At 70.8% G+C, this 22,707-nt stretch carries 25 protein-coding genes; 5 read left to right on the top strand and 20 right to left on the bottom strand.

All coding sequences use genetic code 11. The annotated features are described in order from the left end of the window. Positions 1 to 94: 94 nt before the first annotated feature. The gene (locus ACZ561_RS24230; protein ID WP_470998745.1) at positions 95 to 544 is read right to left on the bottom strand and encodes a hypothetical protein; all 450 of its coding nucleotides are present in this window, start codon (positions 542 to 544) and stop codon (positions 95 to 97) included. 327 nt (positions 545 to 871) lie between these two features. On the opposite strand from ACZ561_RS24230, the gene ACZ561_RS24225 reads away from it, so the two are divergent. Further along, positions 872 to 1,258, top strand: coding sequence for a nuclear transport factor 2 family protein (locus tag ACZ561_RS24225; protein ID WP_470998742.1), 387 nt, complete (start codon positions 872 to 874; stop codon positions 1,256 to 1,258). Between the two features lie 158 nt (positions 1,259 to 1,416). On the opposite strand, the gene ACZ561_RS24220 is transcribed toward ACZ561_RS24225, so the two are convergent. Further along, positions 1,417 to 2,277 (bottom strand): aldo/keto reductase, encoded by an 861-nt coding sequence (locus ACZ561_RS24220; protein WP_470998740.1) that lies wholly within the window; start codon positions 2,275 to 2,277, stop codon positions 1,417 to 1,419. A 104-nt stretch (positions 2,278 to 2,381) separates the two neighbouring features. Between ACZ561_RS24220 and ACZ561_RS24215 the strand changes: the two genes are divergently transcribed. Further along, positions 2,382 to 3,005, top strand: coding sequence for a mycothiol-dependent nitroreductase Rv2466c family protein (locus tag ACZ561_RS24215; RefSeq protein WP_470998737.1), 624 nt, complete (start codon positions 2,382 to 2,384; stop codon positions 3,003 to 3,005). Positions 3,006 to 3,066: 61 nt separating this feature from the next. Continuing rightward, positions 3,067 to 3,654, top strand: a complete 588-nt coding sequence (locus ACZ561_RS24210; RefSeq protein WP_470998734.1) for a TIGR03086 family metal-binding protein — start codon at positions 3,067 to 3,069, stop codon at positions 3,652 to 3,654. Between the two features lies 1 nt (position 3,655). Here ACZ561_RS24210 and ACZ561_RS24205 read toward each other — a convergent pair whose 3' ends face one another. The 17 genes from ACZ561_RS24205 to ACZ561_RS24125 all read right to left on the bottom strand — a co-directional run bounded on the left by ACZ561_RS24205 (position 3,656) and on the right by ACZ561_RS24125 (position 18,098). Further along, complete coding sequence (locus ACZ561_RS24205; protein ID WP_470998731.1) at positions 3,656 to 3,862, bottom strand: helix-turn-helix domain-containing protein; 207 nt, start codon at positions 3,860 to 3,862, stop codon at positions 3,656 to 3,658. Between the two features lie 37 nt (positions 3,863 to 3,899). Then, positions 3,900 to 4,724, bottom strand: coding sequence for a sirohydrochlorin chelatase (locus ACZ561_RS24200; protein ID WP_470998728.1), 825 nt, complete (start codon positions 4,722 to 4,724; stop codon positions 3,900 to 3,902). Between the two features lies 1 nt (position 4,725). Beyond that, complete coding sequence (locus ACZ561_RS24195) at positions 4,726 to 5,622, bottom strand: ABC transporter permease (RefSeq protein ID WP_470998725.1); 897 nt, start codon at positions 5,620 to 5,622, stop codon at positions 4,726 to 4,728. Then, positions 5,609 to 6,403, bottom strand: a complete 795-nt coding sequence (locus tag ACZ561_RS24190; RefSeq protein ID WP_376439795.1) for an ABC transporter ATP-binding protein — start codon at positions 6,401 to 6,403, stop codon at positions 5,609 to 5,611. The genes ACZ561_RS24195 and ACZ561_RS24190 overlap by 14 nt, the downstream gene beginning before the upstream one ends. Before the next feature lie 34 nt (positions 6,404 to 6,437). Further along, positions 6,438 to 7,544: an aliphatic sulfonate ABC transporter substrate-binding protein gene (locus ACZ561_RS24185; protein WP_470998722.1), complete on the bottom strand. Its 1,107-nt coding sequence runs from the start codon at positions 7,542 to 7,544 to the stop codon at positions 6,438 to 6,440. A 200-nt stretch (positions 7,545 to 7,744) separates the two neighbouring features. Beyond that, positions 7,745 to 9,091 (bottom strand): sulfate adenylyltransferase subunit 1, encoded by a 1,347-nt coding sequence (locus tag ACZ561_RS24180; protein WP_470998719.1) that lies wholly within the window; start codon positions 9,089 to 9,091, stop codon positions 7,745 to 7,747. Positions 9,092 to 9,093: 2 nt separating this feature from the next. Beyond that, complete coding sequence (gene cysD, locus ACZ561_RS24175) at positions 9,094 to 10,032, bottom strand: sulfate adenylyltransferase subunit CysD (protein WP_470998716.1); 939 nt, start codon at positions 10,030 to 10,032, stop codon at positions 9,094 to 9,096. Further along, entirely contained in the window at positions 10,029 to 10,595 is a 567-nt protein-coding gene (gene cysC, locus ACZ561_RS24170; RefSeq protein WP_376439785.1) for an adenylyl-sulfate kinase, read from the bottom strand. The genes cysD and cysC overlap by 4 nt, the downstream gene beginning before the upstream one ends. After that, on the bottom strand, positions 10,595 to 11,302 hold the full coding sequence (locus tag ACZ561_RS24165) for a phosphoadenylyl-sulfate reductase (RefSeq protein ID WP_470998714.1): 708 nt from the start codon (positions 11,300 to 11,302) through the stop codon (positions 10,595 to 10,597). Before ACZ561_RS24165 ends, cysC begins: the two co-directional genes overlap by 1 nt. Next, positions 11,299 to 11,478 (bottom strand): hypothetical protein, encoded by a 180-nt coding sequence (locus tag ACZ561_RS24160; RefSeq protein ID WP_470998712.1) that lies wholly within the window; start codon positions 11,476 to 11,478, stop codon positions 11,299 to 11,301. The genes ACZ561_RS24165 and ACZ561_RS24160 overlap by 4 nt, the downstream gene beginning before the upstream one ends. Then, positions 11,475 to 13,172 carry a nitrite/sulfite reductase gene (locus tag ACZ561_RS24155; RefSeq protein ID WP_470998709.1) on the bottom strand — a complete coding sequence of 566 codons (1,698 nt, stop codon included), beginning with the start codon at positions 13,170 to 13,172 and terminating at the stop codon, positions 11,475 to 11,477. Before ACZ561_RS24155 ends, ACZ561_RS24160 begins: the two co-directional genes overlap by 4 nt. Before the next feature lie 126 nt (positions 13,173 to 13,298). Further along, positions 13,299 to 13,382, bottom strand: coding sequence for a putative leader peptide (locus tag ACZ561_RS24150; RefSeq protein WP_329125294.1), 84 nt, complete (start codon positions 13,380 to 13,382; stop codon positions 13,299 to 13,301). A 116-nt stretch (positions 13,383 to 13,498) separates the two neighbouring features. Further along, positions 13,499 to 14,068 carry a GNAT family N-acetyltransferase gene (locus tag ACZ561_RS24145; protein ID WP_470998706.1) on the bottom strand — a complete coding sequence of 190 codons (570 nt, stop codon included), beginning with the start codon at positions 14,066 to 14,068 and terminating at the stop codon, positions 13,499 to 13,501. 103 nt (positions 14,069 to 14,171) lie between these two features. Continuing rightward, positions 14,172 to 15,200: a LacI family DNA-binding transcriptional regulator gene (locus ACZ561_RS24140; RefSeq protein ID WP_470998703.1), complete on the bottom strand. Its 1,029-nt coding sequence runs from the start codon at positions 15,198 to 15,200 to the stop codon at positions 14,172 to 14,174. A gap of 24 nt (positions 15,201 to 15,224) precedes the next feature. Then, on the bottom strand, positions 15,225 to 16,034 hold the full coding sequence (locus ACZ561_RS24135) for an ATP-binding cassette domain-containing protein (RefSeq protein WP_470998700.1): 810 nt from the start codon (positions 16,032 to 16,034) through the stop codon (positions 15,225 to 15,227). Beyond that, the gene (locus ACZ561_RS24130; RefSeq protein ID WP_470998697.1) at positions 16,031 to 17,044 is read right to left on the bottom strand and encodes an ABC transporter permease; all 1,014 of its coding nucleotides are present in this window, start codon (positions 17,042 to 17,044) and stop codon (positions 16,031 to 16,033) included. Before ACZ561_RS24130 ends, ACZ561_RS24135 begins: the two co-directional genes overlap by 4 nt. 37 nt (positions 17,045 to 17,081) lie before the next feature. Further along, entirely contained in the window at positions 17,082 to 18,098 is a 1,017-nt protein-coding gene (locus ACZ561_RS24125; RefSeq protein ID WP_470998694.1) for a substrate-binding domain-containing protein, read from the bottom strand. A 140-nt stretch (positions 18,099 to 18,238) separates the two neighbouring features. Here ACZ561_RS24125 and ACZ561_RS24120 point away from each other — a divergent pair, with 140 nt between their 5' ends. After that, entirely contained in the window at positions 18,239 to 20,272 is a 2,034-nt protein-coding gene (locus tag ACZ561_RS24120) for a glycoside hydrolase family 32 protein (protein WP_470998691.1), read from the top strand. A gap of 21 nt (positions 20,273 to 20,293) precedes the next feature. Further along, positions 20,294 to 21,250, top strand: a complete 957-nt coding sequence (locus ACZ561_RS24115) for a carbohydrate kinase family protein (protein ID WP_470998688.1) — start codon at positions 20,294 to 20,296, stop codon at positions 21,248 to 21,250. Between the two features lie 40 nt (positions 21,251 to 21,290). Here ACZ561_RS24115 and ACZ561_RS24110 read toward each other — a convergent pair whose 3' ends face one another. Beyond that, a complete protein-coding gene (locus ACZ561_RS24110; RefSeq protein WP_470999323.1) occupies positions 21,291 to 22,565 on the bottom strand; it encodes a helix-turn-helix domain-containing protein in 1,275 nt (424 codons plus the stop codon). Positions 22,566 to 22,707 lie beyond the last annotated feature (142 nt).

Raw genomic sequence — 22,707 nt, 5'->3', positions numbered from 1 at the left:
GGAACGCGGTGGGGCGCGCGTACCTCCTGGCCTTCGGCTGGGGACCTGGAGGTGAGCGCGGTGCTGGTTCGGCGGTTCCAGCAGGCGACTCGACTCACCCTGAGGACTCACCGCGGGTGTCGCCGCGTACGTACGTGGCGAAGGCGTTGTTGCCGGTGAGAGTCGCCTGCCTGCCCGAGTCGGCGACGGTGAGATCGAAGAAGCACTCTTCGGTCGTATCGGGATCCCAGAGATTGAAGTGCATCATCCGTGGATCGTCGTTGTCGCCGAAGGACCATGTCGCCCGTACCGCCCGACTGTCGCCCCATCCACAGGCATCGACCCGCGTCTCCCGCGTCAGCTCGGCCGAACCGTCCCCGCGTACGACCAGCCGTACGTCGCCGCTGTCCTCGGCGATCCACGCCCCTTCGACGTCGGCCACGCTGAGGGGGACCGTGGCGTCGCTGTCGGCGACGAACTCGTACACGGTGCCCCCGAGCACCGCGACGGCGACCGCGGTGATGACGCCCGTCGTCCAGAGCAATGTGCGCGCTTCCTCGGTCATGGGCGTCCTTTGTCCGGCGGTCGGCGAGAGCTGATCATATGAAGGCAGGTCCGCCCGATGAAGGCGGCCGGTGATCCCGCCGGGACGACCCACCCGGTCGGCAGCCGCTGCGGCGGCGGTCTGCCCTGGGCGCGGGCGGGCAAGGCCCGGAGCGAATCCGGCACGGAGCGTCCCCGCGCTACCACGTGAAGGCGAAGTTCCCGGGCCGGTTCCGTCGAGCCCGGCGGTACGAGCCCGGGTAAATGATCTCCAGGAATCCACCAGGACCCGCGTGGGACAGGCGAATTCGGTTGCGGCAGGGCTGGTGGGCGCGGTGAGGATACGTTCATGGACGGTGCAGCAGACGATGTGAGCCTGGCGATCGCGGGTGAGTTGCAGCTCATGGATCCAGCTGTCCGGACCTCGCGGGAACGCGCCGGGCAGCTCCTCGACCCGGAGTTCGTGGAGGTCGGCGGGTCTGGGCGGCGGTGGACGTACGAGGCGATGCTCGCCGAACTGCCCGATCATCCGGGCAGTTCGGCGGACGCCCCCCGCTTCGAGCCCTCATGCATGTCGGGTGTGCTGCTCGCGCCGGGTCTGGTGCATCTGACGTTCGAGACCATGCTCGGTGAGCGCAGGACCAGACATAGTTCGATCTGGCGCAGGGAGGACGGAGCCACGGGCTGGCGGATGTACCACCACCAGGCCACGCGTGTGCCGCCCGGCGTGGACTGAAGCGGGTGGCAGAACCGCAGAACCGTCAGGAAGATCGCGTAAGACGTCACCCCGGAGATCAACGGGCGTCGACAGCCACCAGGCAACCGGACAGAGGCAGTCGCCGGCAGACCACATCACGGCGTTGCATCGACGTCGGATCGGTTCCGCAGCACGCTTCAGCCGTCGTGGTCCGTGAGCGCGTCCAGGACGGAGATGTCGGACGCGTCGAGTCGGAGCGCGGCCGCGTCCAGGTTCTCCTCCAGATGTGCGAGTGAACCGGTGCCCGGCGTCGGCAGCAGCGCGGGGGAGTGGTGCAGCAGCCAGGCCAGCGCTGTCTGCCCCCGGGTCGCCCCGAGCCGGCCCGCCACCGCGTCCAGTGAGGCCGCGGCCCCACCGGTCAGCGCGCCGTTGGCCAGCGGGAACCACGGCAGGAACGCCAGTCCGTTGGCCTCGCACACCTTCAGCACCGCCGCCGACTCCCGGTCGAGGAGGTTGAAGCGGTTCTGCACCGAGACGATCGAGGACGTCAGAGCCAGCGCCCGCGTCAGCTGCTCTGAGGTCACCGAGTCCAGGCCGACGTGCCGGATCTTCCCCTCCGTGCGCAGCTCGTCGAGCGTGCCGAGTTGCTCCGCCATCGGCACCTGCGGGTCGAGCCGGTGCAGCTGGTAGAGGTCGATCCGGTCCGTCCGCAGCCGCCGCAGGCTCGCCTCGCACATCGCGCGCAGCCGCTCCGGCCGCCCCTCGATGTGCCAGGCACTGTCGCCCGTTCGTACGACCCCGCCCTTGGTCGCGACCACCAACTCGTCCCGGTAGGGGTGCAACGCCTCCGCGACCAGCTCCTCGGCAAGGCCGGGACCGTAGTTGTCGGCGGTGTCGATCAGCGTGACGCCCCGCTCCACGGCCCGCCGGAGGACGGCGACCGCGTCCGCCCGCTCGCCGCGCGGTCCCCAGTAGCCGGCGCCGGTGAGCTGGGCCGTGCCGTAACCGAGCCGCCGTACGGGAAGGTCGCCGCCCAGCGTGTACGTTTCCGAGACCATGGGTGGACGCTACAACAATCATTGGACGGCCGCCGGAAGTGGCCCAGTTGACGGAGTCGACAATGGACCGCCACCTGTCGTCGCCTGCTGGCTAGGCTCCTGTCATGACCACAGATACGCAGCTCAGGACCGTCGTCGACTTCTACTTCGACCCCGCGTGCCCCTTCGCATGGATCTCCTCCCGCTGGATGCTGGAGGTCGAACAGCACCGGGACATCGAGCTGCGCTTCCGGGTGATGAGCCTGTACTTCCACAACGTCGGCAACGAGCTGCCCGACTGGTACCGGGAGCTCGTCGACAAGTCGATCGGCCCGGTGCGGGTGGCGGCCGCGGCGGCCGAGAAGCACGGTGACGAGGTCCTGCGCCCGCTCTACACCGCGTTCGGCACCCGCATCCATCAGGAGAAGCAGAAGGACTTCGACGCGGTGATTGCCGAGTCCCTGACGGAGCTCGGCCTGCCGGCGGAACTCGCCGAGGCCGCGCACGACGACACGTACGACGAGGTGGTCCGCCGCAGCCACGACGCCGGCAAGGACCCCGAGGCGGACGGCTATGTCGGCACGCCGACCATCCATGTCGACGGCACGGTCTGGTTCGGGCCGGTCCTGCGGGCCATCCCGCGCGGCCCGAAGGCGGCCGAGCTCTTCGACAGCTTCCGGGTGCTCGCCGGCCACTCCGACCTCTTCGAGATCAAGCGGACCCGGACGGGCGGGCTCGACTTCAGCTGAGCGCGCCGGCTGTCGCAATTCTTCAAGAGCGGCTGCGGCGGCCCGTCCTAGCCTCGGCGGCATGAACGACATCCACGCACACCTCACCGTCGCCGCCGCCGAGGCCGCCCGCGTCGCCCGCGGTGTCACCGCCGACCAGCTCGCGCAGCCGTCCGTCTGTGCCGACTGGACCGTCCGCGAGCTGGCCAACCACCTCGTCCTCTACTCCGCCCACGGCCTGGAACTCCGCGCCCTGCGTCAGCAGCTCCCCGAGGAGACCGTCCAGCGGGACTTCACGTCCGAGCCCGACTGGGCGGAGCGGTACGCGGCCCAGCTCGACCGCGCGCTCGAGGCCTGGGCGAAGCCGGACGTCTGGCAGGGCGAGGTGGACACCGGATATGTGACCATGCCGGCGACGGTCATCGCCTCGCTACTCGTCAAGGAACTCGCCCTGCACGGCTGGGACCTGGCCCGCTCCACCGGCCAGGACTTCACCGTCCCGGAGGCGACGGGACGGTTCCTGCTCGGGGTCGTCGAGGAACACGCCGAGACCTACCGTCAGTACGACGGCTTCGCCGAGCCCCTCGACGTACCGGACACGGCCCCGGCCTTCGCCCGCGCCCTCGCGATCAGCGGCCGCGACCCCAGGGGCCAGGAGGAACGGCGGTAGGTCAGTCGTCGAGCAGCCGCCACGCCGTGAGGGCGAGCCTGGCCCGGGTCAGGCCGGTGGGGTCGGTGAGGTCGATGGCCAGAGTCCTGCCGATCTGTTCGACGCGACGGGCGACGCTGCTGTGGTGCAGGTGGAGCAGCACGAAAGGACGTCGTCGCGAAGACCGTACGGTGCCGAGCGTGAGCGCGCTGAGCGTGGGTGCAGGCACGGTGGCGGCAGCCCCGCCCCGCGAGACCAGGACGGTCCTAGCCCGCGGCCCGTGTCGTGAGGCTCTCCGCCCGGAGAGCGTCCGGCAGTTCGCCGGCAACCGGCGCGCAGCGCTGCTCGTACCGCTCGATCAGCAGCCGGGCCAGCTCCGGGGACGGACCGAGGACGTCCGCCAGGTGGTCGGCCTCCGCCGCGCCCGCCGCGATGCGGTCCGGCAGTCGGCCGGGGGCGATGACGTACGGGGCCACCGCCACGCGGCGCACGCCGTCGGCGCGCAGGGCGCGGACGGCGTCCTCGGTCCGCGGGAGTGATGCGGAGGCGAACGCAGGCCGCACGGAGCACCAACCGGTGCGCCGCAGCTCCCGCGCCGTTTCTGCGATCGCTGCGATCGCCTCCGGGTCCGTGGAGCCCGCCGAGGCCAGGACGACCCCGGTCGTGCTCTTGTCGCCGGGCGTCAGCCCGGCCTCGTACAGCCGTCGTTCCACCGTCGCGATCAGCAGCGGCGAGGGGCCGAGCACCTCCGCGCGGCGGATCCGCAGGGAGGGCGGGGCCTGGCGCAGTACGGCGGGGATGTCGGCCTTCGCGTGGAAGGCCCGGGTCAGCAGCAGCGGCAGGGCCACCACGTCCCGTACGCCCTCCCGTCGCCCGCCACCACCCTTGCAAGGAGGCGATTCGCGCCGCGCCTCCTCCGCGAGCCGGTCCAGGACCCCCGGTACGGACGGCAGGTTGAAGTCCAGGAACGCCGTCTCCACGCGCAGCCCGGGGCGCAGCGCCCGGGCACGGCGCACCAGCGCGTGCACGGTCGCCGCGTGCCGCGGATCGCGGCTGCCGTGGGCGATGACGAGGAGGACAGGGGCGCTCATGTCAGGCCTTCACCAGCAGGCCGCGACGGCGCAGCACCGCGCGCTCCAGCGGGCTGAAGATCAGCAGGTCGATGGCGACACCGACGAGCAGGATCAGGATGATGGCGAGGAAGATCCCCGGCATGTCGAAGTTGTTGCGGCCGTTCTCGAGCAGCTGCCCGAGCCCCAGACCCAGCTCGGGCGAGGAGGCGATGATCTCGGCGGCCATCAGCGAACGCCAGGAGAACGCCCAGCCCTGCTTCAGACCCGCGAGATAGCCCGGCAGCGCGGCCGGCATCACGATGTGCCAGGCGCCCTTGAGCCCGGTGGCGCCGAGAGTGCGGCCGGCCCGCAGGAAGAGCGGCGGGACCTGGTCGACGCCGGCCACCAGACCGTTGGCGATCGACGGCACGGCGCCCAGCAGGATCACCGTGTACATCATCGAGTCGTTGAGGCCGATCCACAGCACGGCCGGGGCGACCCAGGCCACGGACGGCAGCGACTGCAGACCTGCGAGGACGGGGCCGATGGCGGCCCGGACGAACTTCACCCGGGCGACGAGCAGACCCAGCGGGGTGCCGATGGCGAGCGCCATCAGGAAGCCGAGCAGGGCGCGCGACACGCTCGTCCAGAGGACTTCGAGGAGCGTGCCCTCCAGCCACATGGTGGTCACGCTGTCCCACACCGCGGACGGCGCCGGCAGCTTGGACTCGTCGGTGACCTCGGCCATCACCAGGAGCTGCCAGACCACCAGCACCAGGACGACGGCGATGACGGGCGGCAGGACCTTGCCGGTGAGGACCTCGCGCACCGGGGTGCGGCGGACCTGCACCGCGTCCAGCGCGTCGAGTCCCGCCTCCAGACCGGCCAGGTCGTCGGCCTTCGCGGCCGTCGTGGTGGTCGTATCAGTGCTGGCCATGGCGGCGGATCTCCCCACGCAGTTCTTCGGTGATCTCGACGGACAGCTCCGCCACGGCGGCGTCCTCGATACGGCGCGGCTGAGGGATGTCGATGGTCCACTCCCGGGCGATCCGCCCCGGCCGGGACGACAGCAGCACCACGCGCTCGGCCAGCCGCACGGCCTCGCGCACGTTGTGGGTGACGAACAGCACCGACAGCTGCGTCTCCCGCCAGATGCGGGTCAGTTCGTCGTGCAGCACGTCGCGGGTGATCGCGTCGAGCGCGGCGAACGGCTCGTCCATCAGCAGCAGATCGCTGGCCTGGGCGAGCGCCCGGGCCAGCGCCACACGCTGGCGCATACCGCCGGACAGCTCGTGCACCCGCTTGCCGTACGAGCCGGAGAGCCGTACGAGTTCGAGCAGGCGCTCGGCCTCCGGGCGGCGTTCGGCCTTCGGCACCCCGCGCAGTCGCAGGGCCAGTTCGATGTTCTTGCCCGCGGTGAGCCACGGGAAGAGGGCGTGCTCCTGGAACATCAGGGCCGGCCGGCCGCCGGGGGTCTCGATGGACCCCGCGGACGGCCGGTCGAGCCCGGCGACCAGGTTGAGCAGGGTGGACTTTCCGCAGCCCGAGGCACCCAGGAGGGTGACGAACTCGCCCGGGGCGACATCGAGAGAGATGTCGTCGAGCACGAGCTGCCCGCCGTTGGGTCCGCCGAAGGACTTCGAGACGTGCTCGATACGGGCGGCGTGCGTCACCGCCGAACGGTCCTCGGCCTTGGCGAGCGTCGCGGTCGTGGCCATGGTCGTCACCTCCTGGGTATGAGCTGCGGACTTCTTACTTGACGCCGAGACCGGCGTCGGAGACCTCGGGCTGCCCGGCGGCCTTCAGGACCTTGTTGAGCGGCTTCAGGTCGTAGATGCCGACCAGGTCGGGCTGCTTGAGCAGACCGGCCTTCACCGCGTGGTCCGCCTGGGCCTGGAGCGTGGCGGCCAGCGGGTCGTTGGTGAACTGGATCGAGGGCCAGGCACCGTCGATGACCTTCGCGCCCAGCGGCTTGCCGGTGAGCTCCTTGAGCTTGGCGTTCGCCGACTCCTTGGCCTTCGCCTGGTTGGCGTTGATCCACTCGTTGGTCTTCACCGAGCCGCGCAGCACGGCCTCGACGACGTCCGGGTGCTCGGTGAGGAACTTCTGCGACACGATGATGTTCGTGATCACGAACTTCTTGTCGGGCCACAGCGTGGACTCGTCGAGGAGCACCTTCGCGCCCTCGCTGACCAGCTTGGACGCGGTCGGCTCCGGTACCCAGGCGCCGTCGATCGAGCCGGACTTGTAGGCGTCCGGGGTCACCTTGTTGTCCGTGCGGAGTACGGAGACGTCGCCCTTGCCGCTCTGGGCGTCGACCTTCCAGCCCTTCTCCGAGATCCAGTTGAGGAAGGCCACGTCCTGGGTGTTGCCGAGCTGCGGGGTCGCGATCCGCTTGCCCTTGATGTCGTCCAGGGTCTTGATCTTGGCCGGGTTCACGACCAGCTTCACGCCGCCGGAGGCCGAACCGGCGATGATGCGCAGGTTCTTGCCCTTGGACTTGGTGTAGCCGTTGATCGAGGGGGAGGGGCCGATGAAGCCGATGTCGATCGAGTCGGCGTTGAGCGCCTCGATCTCGGAGGGGCCGGCGTTGAAGGTCGAGACCTTCAACTGCGTGCCGCCCAGCTCCTTCTGGATGATTCCCTCTTGGTCGCCCACCAGGGCGGTGGCGTGCGTCAGGTTCGGGAAGTACCCGAGTCGCACCGTGTCGGCCGAGAGCTTCTCGCCCTCGGCGGCCACCTTCTTCTCGTCGTTCTTGGCCTGTGAGCCGTAGCCGCAGGAGGCGAGCGCGCCGATCAGCAGCGGCAGAGCCGCGGCGGCGGCGAGTGAGCGGCGCAGGGTGGTACGGGAGGCAGGCACGGAAGTGTTCCCCTCAGGGTCTTCGAAGTCTTCTTCGTCTATGTCGTTCGAGGTGGAGCAGGTGGAGCGGAATCGCGCCGCGTACGCGGCGCATCGGCGTCAGCACGCACATCGCGCGACACCTCCGCGGCCCGCACCGAGGGCGCCGGAACCCACCCGGCCGCCCTCCTTGGCGAAGGTGCTGTAGACGTCGATGCTCATCAGAAGTCCCACCCTTCGTCTTCCGTGGTCTCCGCGACGGCCGCAGCCTTGGCACCGGCGAAGGCCTCGCCCGCCATGCCGGCCGCGAGCGTGGTGCCGTCCGCGGGGTCGATCAGCAGGAACGAGCCGGTACGGCGGGAGTCCGCGTACGCGTCGAGCGCGAGCGGCTCGGCGGTACGGACCTTGACCCGGCCGATGTCGTTGGCCACCAGCTGCCCCGGCTCGGGGTGCTGGGAGAGGTCGTCCAGGGTCAGCCGGGACGGGATCTCCTTGACGATCGCCTTGACCGTGCGGGTGGTGTGCTTCAGCAGCACCCGCTGCCCGACGGTCAGCGGCTGGTCCGCCACATGGCAGACCGTCGCCTCGACGTCCTGGCTGGTGGTGGGGGCGTCACCGCTCGGGGCGAGGAGGTCGCCGCGCGAGATGTCGATGTCGTCGGCCAGCCGGATCGTCACCGACTGCGGGGCCCAGGCGATGTCGACCGACTCGCCCAGCGCGTCGATCGCGGTGATCGTGGACGTCCTGCCCGAGGGCAGGACGGTGATCTGCTCGCCGACCCGGAACGCACCGGCCGCGATCTGCCCGGCGTAACCCCGGTAGTCGGGGTGCTCGGCGGTCTGCGGACGGATCACGTACTGCACCGGGAAGCGCGCGTGGCAGGCCGTGAGGTCATGGCTGACCGGGACGGTCTCCAGGTGCTCCAGGACGGTCGGACCGCCGTACCAGTCCATGTTGGCGGAGGGCTCCACCACGTTGTCGCCGGCCAGCGCCGAGATCGGGATCGCGGTGATCTCCGGGACGCCGAGCTCGGACGCGTACTGCGTGAACTCCTCCGCGATCGCGGCGAAGACGGGCTCCGCGTAGTCGACGAGGTCCATCTTGTTGACGGCCAGGACCACGTGCGGCACGCGCAGCAGGGCGGCGACGGCCGCGTGGCGGCGGGTCTGCTCGACCACACCGTTACGGGCGTCGACCAGGACCACGGCCAGCTCGGCGGTGGAGGCGCCGGTGACCATGTTGCGGGTGTACTGCACATGGCCGGGGGTGTCGGCGAGGATGAACCGGCGGCGGGCGGTGGCGAAGTAGCGGTAGGCCACGTCGATGGTGATGCCCTGTTCGCGCTCGGCGCGCAGTCCGTCGGTCAGCAGGGCCAGGTCGGGCGCCTCCTGGCCGCGCTTGAGGGACGCGGCCTCGACGGCCTCCAGCTGGTCGGTGAGGACCGACTTGGAGTCGTGCAGGAGACGTCCCACCAGGGTGGACTTGCCGTCGTCGACGGAGCCGGCGGTGGCGAAGCGCAGCAGGGTGGTGGCCGCCACGTCGGCGAACTGCTCGGTGGTGCTCGTCATGGCTAGAAGTACCCTTCGCGCTTACGGTCTTCCATCGCGGCCTCGGACATCTTGTCGTCGGCGCGGGTCGCGCCCCGCTCGGTGAGGCGGGAGGCGGCGATCTCGGCGATCACGGCGTCCAGCGTGGTCGCGTCGGAGTCGACGGCGCCCGTGCAGGACATGTCACCGACGGTGCGGTAGCGGATGAGCCGCGTCTCGACCGTCTCGGTCTCCTTCGGACCGCCCCAGTCGCCGGCCGTCAGCCACATGCCGCTGCGCGCGAACACCTCGCGCTCGTGGGCGAAGTAGATCTCGGGGAGCTCGATCTTCTCCCGCTGGATGTACTGCCAGACGTCCAGCTCGGTCCAGTTGGAGAGCGGGAAGACGCGGACGTGCTCGCCGGGGGCGTGGCGGCCGTTGTAGAGCTGCCACAGCTCCGGGCGCTGCCGGCGCGGGTCCCACTGCGAGAACTCGTCGCGCAGCGAGAACACGCGCTCCTTGGCGCGGGCCTTCTCCTCGTCCCGACGGCCGCCGCCGAAGACGGCGTCGAAACGGTGCTGCTGGATCGCCTCGGTCAGCGGCACCGTCTGGAGCGGGTTGCGCGTCCCGTCGGGACGCTCGCGCAGCTTCCCGGCGTCGATGTACTCCTGCACGGAGGCGACGTGCAGCCGCAGCCCGTGCTGGGCCACGACGCGGTCGCGGTACGCGAGGACCTCGGGGAAGTTGTGCCCGGTGTCGACGTGCAGCAGCGTGAACGGCACCGGCGCCGGCGCGAACGCCTTGAGCGCCAGGTGGAGCATGACGATGGAGTCCTTGCCGCCGGAGAAGAGGATCACCGGCCGCTCGAACTCGCCCGCCACCTCACGGAAGATGTGGACGGCCTCGGACTCGAGCGAGTCCAGGTGCGACAGCGCGAACGGGCTGTCGGTCTCCTCATGAACATGGGTAACGGTGGTCGTCACGCCAGGCCCCTCTCGGTGAGCAGCGCGTGGAGCTGCGCCGCGGACTCCTGCACGGTCTGGTTCTGGGACTCGATCCGCAGATCGGGGTTCCGCGGCTCGTCGTACGGGTCGTCGACCCCGGTCAGGCCGCTGAGCTCGCCCGCTGCCTGCTTGGCGTACAGCCCCTTCACATCGCGTACGGAGCACACGTCCACCGGAGTGGCGACATGCACCTCGACATAGGGGGTGCCTTCGGACTGGTGACGCTTGCGGACGGCCTCGCGGCTGTCCTCGTACGGAGCGATGACCGGGACCAGGACCTTCACGCCGTTCGAGGCGAGCAGCTCGGAGACGAAGCCGATCCGCTGCACGTTGGTGTGCCGGTCCTCACGGCTGAAGCCGAGGCCCGCGGAGAGGAACTCGCGGATCTCGTCGCCGTCGAGCACCTCGACGCGGTGGCCCTCGCCGCGCAGCCGGCCGGCGAGTTCGTACGCGATCGTGGTCTTGCCGGCGCTCGGCAGGCCCGTGAGCCAGATGGTGGCACCGGTCACGTGATTCTCCTGGGAAGTCTCTGTGGTGGTCATCAGCCGTGCAGCCCGCATTCGGTCTTGGCCCGGCCGGCCCAGCGGCCTGCCCTGGCGTCCTCGCCGTCGGCGACGCGCCGGGTGCAGGGCGCGCAGCCGACGGAGGCGTAACCGTCCATGAGGAGCGGATTGGTGAGGACTCCGTGCTCGGCGACGTACGCGTCGACGTCGTCCTGCGTCCAGCGGGCGATCGGGGAGATCTTGACCTTCTGCCGCTTCTCGTCCCAGCCGACGACCGGGGTGTTCGCCCGGGTCGGGGACTCGTCGCGGCGCAGACCCGTGGCCCAGGCGCGGTAGGCGGTCAGGCCGTCCTCGAGCGGCTTGACCTTGCGCAGCGCGCAGCACAGGTCCGGGTCGCGGTCGTGCAGCTTCGGGCCGTGCTCGGCGTCCTGCTCGGCGACCGTCTGCCGCGGGGTCAGGGTGATGACGTTGACGTCCATCACCGCGTCGACCGCGTCACGGGTGCCGATGGTCTCGGGGAAGTGGTAGCCGGTGTCGAGGAAGACGACGTCCACTCCGGGCATGGCGCGCGAGGCGAGGTGGGCGACCACGGCGTCCTCCATGGAGGAGGTGACGCAGAAGCTCTTGCCGAAGGTGTCGGCCGCCCACCGGAGGATCTCCAGTGCGGAGGCGTCCTCCAGGTCGCGGCCGGCCTGCTCGGCGAGCGCCTTCAGGTCGGTCGCCTCGGCGGCCTGAGTCGTCGTCATATCGTTTCCCCTCCAGTGGAGTTGTTCGAAGTGCCCGGGGCGAGGAGCCCCAGGAACTTCAACTGGAAGGCTCGACTGCACGCCCGGCATTCCCAGGCACCGTGACCTGTCTCGTGCGGGAACAGGTCCTCGTCGCCGCAGTACGGGCAGTAGAAGGGCGCGGCACGCTCGCTCATGACAGGGCCTCTTCCGAGGCACGCGCTGCCCAGGTGGCGAAGCGCTCGCCGTCCTCGCGCTGCTCCTGGAAGCGCGTGAGGACCCGCTCGACGTAGTCCGGCAGCTCGGCCGAGGTGACCTTCAGGCCACGGACCTTGCGGCCGAAGCCGGCCTCCAGGCCGAGGGCGCCGCCCAGGTGGACCTGGTAGCCCTCGACGCGGTTGCCGTCGTCGTCCAGGACCAGCTGGCCCTTGAGACCGATGTCCGCCACCTGGATACGGGCGCAGGCGTTGGGGCAGCCGTTGATGTTGATGGTGATCGGCTCGTCGAACTCGGGGATGCGGCGCTCGAGTTCGTCGATGAGCGAGGCGCCGCGCGCCTTGGTCTCGACGATCGCCAGCTTGCAGAACTCGATACCGGTGCAGGCCATCGTGCCGCGCCGGAACGGCGAGGGGTTGACCCGCAGGTCCATGGACTCGAGGGCGGAGACGATCGACTCGACCTGTCCCTCCTCGATGTCCAGGACGATCATCTTCTGCTCGGCGGTGGTACGGACCCGGCCCGAGCCGTGCGCCTCGGCGATCTCCGCGATCTTGGTGAGCGTGGTGCCGTCGACGCGGCCGACACGCGGGGCGAAGCCGACGTAGTAGCGGCCGTCCTGCTGCTTGTGGACGCCGACGTGGTCGCGCCACTGGCCGGCGGGCTGCTCGGGGGCGGGCCCGTCCGTCAGCCTGCGCTTCAGGTACTCGTCCTCCAGGACCTGGCGGAACTTCTCCGGGCCCCAGTCGGCGACGAGGAACTTCAGCCGGGCGCGGGTGCGCAGCCGGCGGTAGCCGTAGTCGCGGAAGATCGAGATGACGCCCTCGTAGACGTCCGGGACCTCGTCGAGCGAGACCCAGGTGCCCAGGCGGACGCCCAGCTTGGGGTTGGTGGAGAGGCCGCCGCCGACCCAGACGTCGAAGCCGGGGCCGTGCTCCGGGTGGTTCACGCCGACGAAGGCGATGTCGTTGATCTCGTGCGCCACGTCGAGCAGCGGCGAGCCGGAGACGGCCGACTTGAACTTACGGGGCAGGTTGGAGAAGTCCTTGTTGCCCACGATCCGGCGGTAGATCTCGTCGATGGCGGGGGTGCCGTCGATGATCTCGTCCTCGGCGATCCCCGCGACGGGCGAGCCGAGGATGACACGCGGGGTGTCACCGCAGGCCTCGGTCGTCGACAGGCCGACCGCCTCCAGGCGGTTCCAGATCTCCGGGACGTCCTCGATGCGGATCCAGTGGTACTGGACGTTCTGCCGGTCGGTGATGTCGGCGGTGCCCCGCGCGAACTCCTGCGAGATCTCGCCGACGACCCGCAGCTGCTCGGTCGTCAGCCGGCCGCCGTCGATCCGGACCCGGAGCATGAAGTACTCCGCGTCCAGCTCCTCCGGCTCCAGGACTCCCGTCTTGGTGCCGTCGAGGCCTTCCTTGCGCTGGGTGTAGAGGCCCCACCACCGCATACGGCCGCGCAGGTCGTTGGGGTCGATGGAGTCGAATCCACGCTTGGAGTAGATCGTCTCAATGCGTGTCCGCACATTGAGACCGTCGTCGTCCTTCTTGAACTGCTCATTGCCGTTCAGCGGGGTGAAGTGCCCCACGGCCCACTGACCCTCGCCACGGTGACGGCTCACCTTGCGGCGGGGCGTTGCGGGTGCGGGGATTTCCGGGGTGGCGGCCATGGCGTTTTGTCCTTCGGGACTGCGGGAGGGCGGCTCTGACCTGCACACTCGTGCTCAGGTCAGGGGATGGCGCGACGGTGCGCAGCAGGTGGGTCAGAAAGGGAGATCGCGGCGGTGCTGGTTCTCTCAGCGCACCGGACACATGGCGCTGGACATGCGGCCGAGGTCGACGTGCCGCCGACTCACCAAGGCAATTCCAGTTCCAGACATGACGGAAGCGTGTCACGGGACTTTGGACCCAGTCCAGCTTCGTCCGGAATGTGGACACGACCGTCCCGCATCGCGAGACGGTGTGCCGTGGGTCACTTTCGGGAGGTGAGGAGGGGTCAGCCGTGCGCGCCGGGCCAGGGGCCGGGCGTCTCGGACTCCTCGACCTCCTCCACCTTGGTGTCGAAGAGCCGGAAGCCCCGCCGCAGATAGTTGTCCATCGCGTGCGGCCCGTCCAGCGAGCAGGTGTGGAGCCACACCCGGCGCGTCTCCTCGCGGCCCGGCCAGCGGTCGGCCAGGTCCCAGGCGCGCTGGATGCCGTACGAGAGCAGATGGCCGCCGATCCGGCGCCCACGGAAGGCAGGGATCAGTCCGAAGTAGACGATCTCGACGACGCCGTCGTCCTGCGGGTCGAGCTCGACGTATCCGGCCGGCGTGCCCCGGTCGTACGCGACCCAGATCTCGGCCCCCGGCTTCTCGACGATCTCGAGCCACTGCTTGTACGTGAGAGACAGCCGATCGTTCCAGCGGATGTCGCCACCGACCGCCGTATAGAGGAAGCGGCTGTACTCGGGCGAGGGCACCTCGGCCCGCTTGATCGTGACCTCGTCGCCCTCGGGGACGGGGGAGGGACGGAGGTCGGACGGCGCGGTCTGCTCGAGGGACCAGGTGGTGAGAGTGATGCTCATACGTCCATCGCATCATGCGCAGCGCGCGGATCCCACAGGGGTCCGCCCGCTGGGACGCCCCGACCGCGCCCAGGGCGTCCGGCGGATCGGGGCCGGACACCCCCTAGCGGGCCGTGCGGGGTGGCGGCAGCTCGCCCGAGCCGCGCTCGATGAGGGTGACCGGGATCGTGTGGGTCACCGCGCGGGAGCGGTCACCGCCCAGGCGGGCCAGGATCTGCTCCGCCGCCGCTCGGCCGACCGCCGCCGGGTCCTGGGCCACGACCGTCAGGCCGGGCTCCAGGACCGCGGCGAGCGGCAGGTCGTCGAAGCCGACCAGCGCCACTTCCCGCCGTCCCGCCTCCGCCAGCGCGGGCACGACCCCGAGCGAGGCGAAGTTGTTCGCCGCGAACACGGCCGTCGGAGGATCGGGCAGCGCGAGCAGACGGCGGACGGCGACCCCGGCCGCGTACGGATCGTGCGCCGTCACCACCAGCGCCGGGTCGTGGGCGATCCCCGCGGCCTCCAGCGCCGAGCGGTATCCGCGCTGCCGTGTCTTGCGCGTGTAGAGCGTGGCCGGCCGGTCACCGATGAAGGCGATCCGACGGTGTCCGTGCGCGATCAGATGTGTCACACCCACCCGGGCACCCTCCTCGTTCGCGCTGACCACCGCGTCCGCCGCGAGACCCGTGCCCGGCCGGTCCACGAAGACCACCGGAAGGCCGCTCTCCCGCTCGCGGCGCAGGAAGCGGTGGTCGCTGCCGGCCGCCGGGACGACGAGCAGACCGCTGATCCGCCGCGCCAGGAACGCGGTGATCAGCGACTGCTCCACCGGCTCCCGCTCGCCCGACGACCCCATCAGGAGGGTGAGCCCCCGGTCCCGTACGACGCCCTCGACCCCGCCCGCGACCGTGCCGAAGAAGGGGTTGCCCATGTCCGGCACGACCAGGCCGACCGTCGAGTCCCGCGCCCCCACCCGCATGTTCCGGGCCATGAGATTGGGGCGGAAGCCCAGCTCCTCGACGACCGCGAGCACCTTCGCCCGGGTCGCCTCGGACACCGGCCCGTCCTCGTTGAGCACCCGCGACACCGTCTTCGGGGTCACGCCGACCCGCGCCGCCACATCGGCCAGGGTCGGCCGCCGGGTGCTCCCCATGGTCACCGCATCTCTGTCGTCGCTTCAGCCTCGGTCGCCCACGACCGTACCGCCGTCGGCCCCCTCCACGGTGAGGGCCCCGGTCATGATCGCGACGACCTCTGCCATGGAGTGGTCCGAGGGCCGGATCTGCGCCACCCGGCGGCCCAGCCGCTGGACGTGGATCCGGTCCGCGATCTCGAAGACATGCGGCATGTTGTGGCTGATCAGGACGACGGGCAGTCCCCGGTCCCGGACGCGCCGGATCATGTCGAGCACCTGACCCGACTCCTTGACCCCGAGCGCGGCCGTCGGCTCGTCCATCACCACCACGTGCCGGGCCCAGGCGACCGCGCGCGCCACCGCCACGCCCTGCCGCTGGCCGCCGGAGAGCGTCTCCACGGCCTGGGTGAGGGACCGGAGCCCGATCTTGAGATCGGCCATGTGCGCCGCGGACTCCTCGCGCATCCTCTTGTTGTCGAGCATCCGCAGCACCGAGCCGAGCGGGCCGCGCCGCCGGACCTCACGGCCCAGGAACATGTTGCTCGCGATGTCCAGCGAGGCCGCGACCGCCAGATCCTGGTAGACGGTCTCGATGCCGTGCCTGCGCGCGTCCACCGGATCGCGGAACCGGACGGGCGCGCCGTCGAGCTCGAGGATCCCTTCGTCGGGCTGGAGCGCCCCGGTGAGCGCCTTGATCAGACTGGACTTACCGGCCCCGTTGTCCCCGATGACCGCGAGCACCTCACCGGGCAGCAGATCGAAGTCGGCGCCGTCGAGCGCGGTGACCTGGCCGTAGCGCTTGACGAGTCCACGGGCCCTGAGGACGGGCGTGGCTCCGGGAGCGGTGGTCATCGGCGGGCCTTCCTGCGGGAGAACTGGTCGACGGTCACGGCGAGGATGACGAGGCCGCCGGTGATCAGGGTCTGGTAGATCGAGCCGACACCCATCAGCTGGAGCCCGTTGCGGAACACCCCGACGATCAGGGCACCGACCAGCGTGCCGAGGATCGCGCCGCGCCCGCCGAAGAGACTCGTACCGCCGAGCACCACCGCCGTGATCGCGTCCAGGTTGTCGGTCTGGCCCGCCTTGGGGTCGCCGACACCGGTCCGGGAGATCAGCAGCAGCGCGGCGACGCCGTAGATCACCCCGGCCAGGGTGTAGATGCCGAGCCGGAGGCGGGTGGTGCGGATACCGGTGAGCCGGGCGACTTCCGGGCTGTTGCCGAGCGCGTAGGTGTGCTTGCCCCAGGCCGTCTGTCCGAGGAAGTACGCGAAGCAGAGGAAGAGCACGATGGTGAGCACCGAACCGTATGTGATGTCGGTACGGCCCAGCGGGAAGGTCTCGCCCAAGCCCGTGAGCGCGCCGGGGAGTTCGGTGATCGTCTGCTCTTCCGAGTAGATGTGGGTGAGCGCGAAGGCGACGTTGAGCATCCCGAGCGTCACGATGAACGGCGGCAGCTCGACGAAGGTGACGAGTGCGCCGTTCGCGAGGCCGAACAGGGCGCAGACACCGATGCCCGCGGCTATCGCGGCGAGGGGCGGAAGGGCGCCTTCGGCTGCGAGCTTGGCCATCACGATCGAGCCGAAGGCCATGACGGCACCACAGGACAGGTCGATGCCGGCGGTGAGGATGATCAGCGTCTGGCCGAGGGCGAGGGTGCCGACGACCATCACCTGCTGGACGACGAGGGAGAGGTTGCCTCCGGAGAGGAACTGCTCGCTCTGGAAGGTGAAGAAGGCGCAGGCGACGAGCAGCGCGACCAGCGGTCCCGCGGTGGGATGGGTGAGCAGCCGGCCCGCCGTGCGGCGGGTTCCCGGGGTGGCCGGCGGAGCGGCGGTGGGCGGTGCGGTGGTGGTGGTCAACTGGGGCTCCTTGTAGGGGAAGTCGGGGGTGGGGGATTCAGCCCCAGCAGTTGTCCAGGCCGTACGTCGTGTCCTCGGCCGGGACGCCCGAGGCAGGAGCGTCCGTGATGAGGCTGACGCCGGTGTCGACGTAACCGGACGCCTTCGTGCCGTTCTTGGCGTACGCGACGACCGCGTCGACGCCCCGGGCGGCCATGAGAAGCGGGTACTGCTGCGAAGTGGCCGCGATCTTCCCGGACTTGACGGCCTCCGTGCCGGTGCAGCCGCCGTCCACCGAGACGATGAGGACGTCCTTCTCGCGCCCCTTCGCCTTCAGTGCCGTGTACGCGCCCAGCGCCGCGGGCTCGTTGATCGTGTAGACGACATTGATGTCCGGGGCCTTCTGCAGGCAGTTCTCCATGGCCGTCTGGCCCTTGGCCTGGTCGCCGCCGGTGTCCTGGGAGCAGACGACGGCCGGGTCGCCGTCCTCGACCCCGTACCCCTTGAGGAATCCGTCGTGCCGCAGTTGTCCGACGGCGACGCCGGGGGCGAGGTCCAGTGTGGCGATCTTCGGGGTCTTCCCGGCCATCGCGGCCTTGGCGTAGCGGCCGATCAGCTCGCCGGCCTTGAGGTTGTCGGTGGCGAAGAGCGCGTCGGCGGCGTCCTGCGGGTCGGTCGGGCTGTCGAGGGCGATGACGAGGACGCCCTTCTTCCGGGCCTGCTCGATCGCGGGGACGATCGCCTTGGAGTCGTTGGGGGTGATGAGGATGCCCTTGACCCCGGACGCGACCATGTTCTCGATCGCGGTGACCTGGCCCTCATTGTCTCCGTCGAACTTGCCCGCCGCCGTGGTGAGTTCGGCGCCGGTCCGCTTCGCGGCGCTCTGCGCGCCCTCCTTCATCTTCACGAAGAACGGGTTGGTGTCGGTCTTGGTGATCAGCCCGACCTTCACGGCTCCGTCGCCGCCTCCTGCCCCGGTGGAGCCCTTGGCTCCCTCGCCGCAGGCGGTGAGCAGCAGAACCCCGGAGGCCAGGGTGGCCGCGAGGGGGAGTGCGGTGCGGAAAGTGCGCTTCATGGCGCGGCTCCTCAAGGGACGCAGGGGTGTCAACGTTGACTTATGTCAACGTTGACATCGACTCGCCAGGATGATGGACTCCGCCGCGAGCAACGTCAATGCCCTTCACTCGTCACGAGTTGGTAAACGGAGGCTTTCGGATGAGCCGCTGGAAAGCACCGCGCATGATCGCCCTCGCGGCCCTGCTCGTCGCCGCGTCCGCTCCCATCAGCGCGAACGCCGCACCACCCGCACCCCCCCGCCCCCTCGCCACCGGTCCCGTCAACCCCGGTTTCGACACCGGGGATCTCACCGGCTGGACGATCACCGAAGGCACCGCCTTCGGCCCCGCCGCCGTCACCACCACCGACACCTACTGGGGAGGCCCCTTCCATCACCGGGGCGGCCACCACCTCTGGGGCTACGCAGCCGCCGGCGACGACGCCACCGGAACCCTCAACTCCTCTTCGTTCGCGGCCCCTTCGCGGATCAGCTTCCTGATCGGCGGTGGCTGGGACCCCGAACGCCTCTACGTCGCCCTGGTCAGGGACAGCGACGGCACACAGCTCCTCAAGCAGACCGGCCCCGAGGACGAGGCGTACGTCCGGATCCTCTGGGACACGGCGGCCTGGCGCGGCCAGCGCGTCCACCTCGAAGTCGTCGACCGCAAGACCGGCGGCTGGGGCCACCTCAACCTCGACGACGTACGCACCGGCGACGCCGCCCTCCGGGACGGCAACGGCCTCACCTTCCGCGCCCTCGGCCAGGCCCGTCAGCCCACCAGCACAAGGGACTTCACCGCGGACCCCCTACGCCCGCAGTTCCACTACACGCCCTACCAGGGCTGGATCAACGACCCCAACGGCGTCATCCAGTGGCGCGGCCGCCACCACCTCTTCAGCCAGTACTACCCCGACGCACCCAAGTGGGGGCCGATGCACTGGGCCCACGCCGAGGGCCCCGACGCCGTCCGCTGGCGCGACCTCCCCGTCGCCCTCACCCCGCCGCCACCCGCGACGCCCACCGACAACAGCGGCATCTTCAGCGGCAGTGCCGTCGACGACGACGGCGTCTTGACCGTCGCGTACACGAAGTCGACCGACACCGGAGCCCACCCCGGTGCCACCCCCGAGACCGTAGCGATCGCCACCAGCACCGACGGCGTCACCTTCACCCCCGGCACCGAGGTCATCACCCAGGCACCGCCCGGCTCGTCCGCCGGATTCCGTGACCCCAAACTCTTCCGCGACCCGGTCGACAGGCGCTGGAGGATGGTCGTCGGATCGGGTGACGGCGGACGGGGGAAGGTGCAGCTGTACACCTCCGACGACCTGCGCGCCTGGACGTACAGCGGCGTCCTCGCCGAAGGCGACGGCACGACCGGCGCCATGTGGGAGTGCCCCGATCTGTTCCCGCTCGGCGGGAAGTGGGTCCTGCTCTACTCCACCAACGAGGGCGGACAGTCCCTCCAGCGCTACGCCGTCGGCGAGTACGACGGCAGCGGATTCCGCGCGGAACGGCACGGGATCCTCGACGGCGGCGGCGACATCTACGCGGCGCAGAGCTACCGGGACGACGCCGGGCGACGGCTGATGACCGCCTGGATGAGCGACTGGAACGCCAAGGAGCCCACCAGAGTGGGTGGTTGGGCCGGTGCCCAGTCCCTCCACCGCGAACTCTTCCTCACGGCCGACGGGCGTCTCGGGCAACGGCCCGTCGCCGCCCTCGCGTCACTCGCCACCGGCAGGACGACCACCGTGAAGGACAGGACCGTCGACGGCAAGTGGCGCATCGGCCAGGGCGACAGCGTACGAGTGAAGGCGGTGCTCGACCTGGAGGCGACGACCTCCGACACCGTCACCGTCCGCCTCAAGGCGTCCGCTGCCGAGGCGACCGTGCTGCGGTACCGCAAGTCCACCGGCACCCTCACCCTCGACACCACCGACGCCGGCTACGGCACTGCCGCGACGTACACCACCCAGGTCGCACCCGGCGCCGACTCCACCCTCTCCCTCGACATCCTGGTCGACCGCTCCTCCGTCGAGGTCTTCACCGGGGACGGCGCCGCCCTCACCGCCCGGGTGTACCCGCGCTACCGCGAGTCCACCGCCGTCGAGTTCGTCGCCGACACCGGCCGCCTCCGTCTGAAGAGCGCCTCCCTGACCCCGCTGGGCTCCAGCGTCCTGCCCGACTGACCTCATCCGGAAGGAATCCGCATGACCGCGCCCCGCCGCCCCGTGGCCGTACTCGGCGAATGCGTCGCCGACGCCTTCGTCGCCCCCACCCGGGCCGACGGCCCGGGTCTCCGGCTCGACGTACTGCCCGGCGGCGGGCCCGCGAACACCGCCGTGGCGCTCGCCCGCCTCGGCACCCCCACCCACTTCCTGGCCCGTCTCTCCGGAGACGTCTTCGGCGGCCTCTTCCGCCGCCGGCTCACCGAGTCCGGCGTCCGGATCGACCTCTGCCCCGACGCCACCGAACCCAGCACCCTCGCCGTCGCCGGGCTCGGCCCCGACGGCGCCGCCGAGTACTCCTTCCACGCGGAGGCCACCGCCGACTGGCAGTGGACCCGCGCGGAACTCGCCGCCGTGTCCCGGCTGGGCGCCGCCTGCCTGCACACCGGCTCCCTCGCGCTCGTACGGGAGCCGGGCGCCGCCGCCGTCGAGGACCTGCTGGCGGAACTGCGCCCCACCACCACGCTCTCCCTCGACCCCAATGTGCGCCCGCTGCTCGTCGCCCCCGACCGCTACCGCACCCGCCTCCCGCGCTGGTGCGCCCTGGCGGACATCCTCCGGCTGAGCGAGGACGACCTGGCCCATCTCCACCCCGGCACCACCCCCGAGGCCGCCTGCGACACCTGGCACCGGGCCGGGGTCCCGCTCGTCGTCGTCACCCTCGGCGGGGCCGGCGCCCTCGTCTCGTACGACGGCGTCCGGAGCCGGCAGCCGGCTCCGCAGATCGACGTCGTCGACACCGTCGGCGCCGGCGACGCCTTCACGGCCGGCCTGCTCCACCGCCTCCACGAGACCGGAGCGCTCGGCGGCCGCCTCGGCACCCTCGACCGGAAGAGCCTGGACGAGGCCGTCGCCTTCGGCATGACGGTCGCGGCGGCCACCTGCGCCGTACGCGGGGCGAATCCGCCCCGGGCGGAGGATCTCGCCACGGCGGTCTGACGCGGCTCACCGCGGAGCGGCATCCCCTACGCGCGGGTCGTCACGGCCCCGTGCGGGAGGTCCGGACCGCCGGGGCCGTCGAGTGGGGGAGGAGGTCCGCCGGGTGGGCCGGGGGGACGATCTCGACCTCCACCTCCTCGCTGAAGCGGTACGGGCGGTGGGCGAGCACGCTCGCCAGGTTGCGGCGGACCCGCGACATCTCCGCCCGTACCGTCACCGTCCTCGTCCGGTCGCCGAACACGTCCTCGGCCAGCTCCGCCGCCGTCCGCCCGTCGCGGTGCAGGGCCAGGACGTACAGCAGCTCGGCATGGCGCGGGCTCAGCTCCTGCGTCCAGCTGCCCGCCGCCCCCGACACCGCCACCGTCCAGCGGCGCGGCCGGCTCAGATCGAGGACCACCCGGCTCGGCGCCCGCGCGTCCGAAGCCGCCGCCCGGGTCTCCTCATCGATCCGCAGCAACCAGCCGCCCGGCAGGGGCTCCACCGAGCACATCCCCAGCGACGGCAGCCAGGTGCGCCCCGCGCGGAAGGACTTCGGCAGCGCGAGCCGGTCCACCGGCGCCATCCCGGTCACCGCCGCCGTCCAGCCGTGCGTGTCCACCGCGACCGCCCGGCCGCCCACCCGGCAGAGGATCGGCGCGGCCACCGAGCGCAACCGCTCGATCGACCGCAGATGACGGTCGCGCATCTCCGCCTCGGCGAGCTGCGCCACCGAGCCGACGAGTGCCAGCGTCGCCGGATGGAAGCTGGACGCCGGACCGCTCACATCCACGATCCCCAACAGCCGCTGGTCGCGCGGATCGTGGACCGGCGCCGCGGCGCAGGTCCAGTTGTGGAGCGTCTGGACGTAGTGCTCGGCCGAGTGGACCTGGACCGCCCGACGCATCGCCAGCGCCGTCCCCACCGCGTTCGTGCCGGTGGTGTGCTCGGACCAGGCCGCGCCCTCCTCCAGACAGATCCCGTTGGCCTGGCGCAGCACCGAGGAGTTGCCCTCGCGCCACAGCACCCGGCCCTGCTCGTCGGTGACCACCATGATCTGCATGGAGGCGTCCGCGATCCCCGCGAGCCCGGTGCTCAGCGTGCGCATCACCTCGCCGAGCACCGTCGACCGCCGCCGCTCCTCGAGCTCGTCGCGCTGGAGCAGGACACTGCTCGTGGTCTGGTCCGGGTCGAGACCGAGCCGGAACATCCGCTGCCAGGAGGCGTCGATGACCGGGCGGGGCGCGATCGGCGGCCTGCGGCCGGCCAGCGTCTCCTCCCGGACCCGGTGCAGCAGTCGGGTCGCCTGGGTGGCGTCCATGGCGGCCAGTCGCTTCATGTCGAGCCGAGTGTTGTTGAGCTGAGTGTTCTTCATCGGTCTCTCCCAGCCACCCGCGTTGCTGTATCGGTTCTGCCGCGTTCCCGGGTCGTGATGCCCATCGTGCCGCTCGCTGCCGTCCGGCAGAGCGCGTTTCGTGTAA

This window comes from Streptomyces sp. NPDC039609 (assembly GCF_055596705.1).
This window is presented reverse-complemented; position numbering and strand designations above follow the sequence as displayed.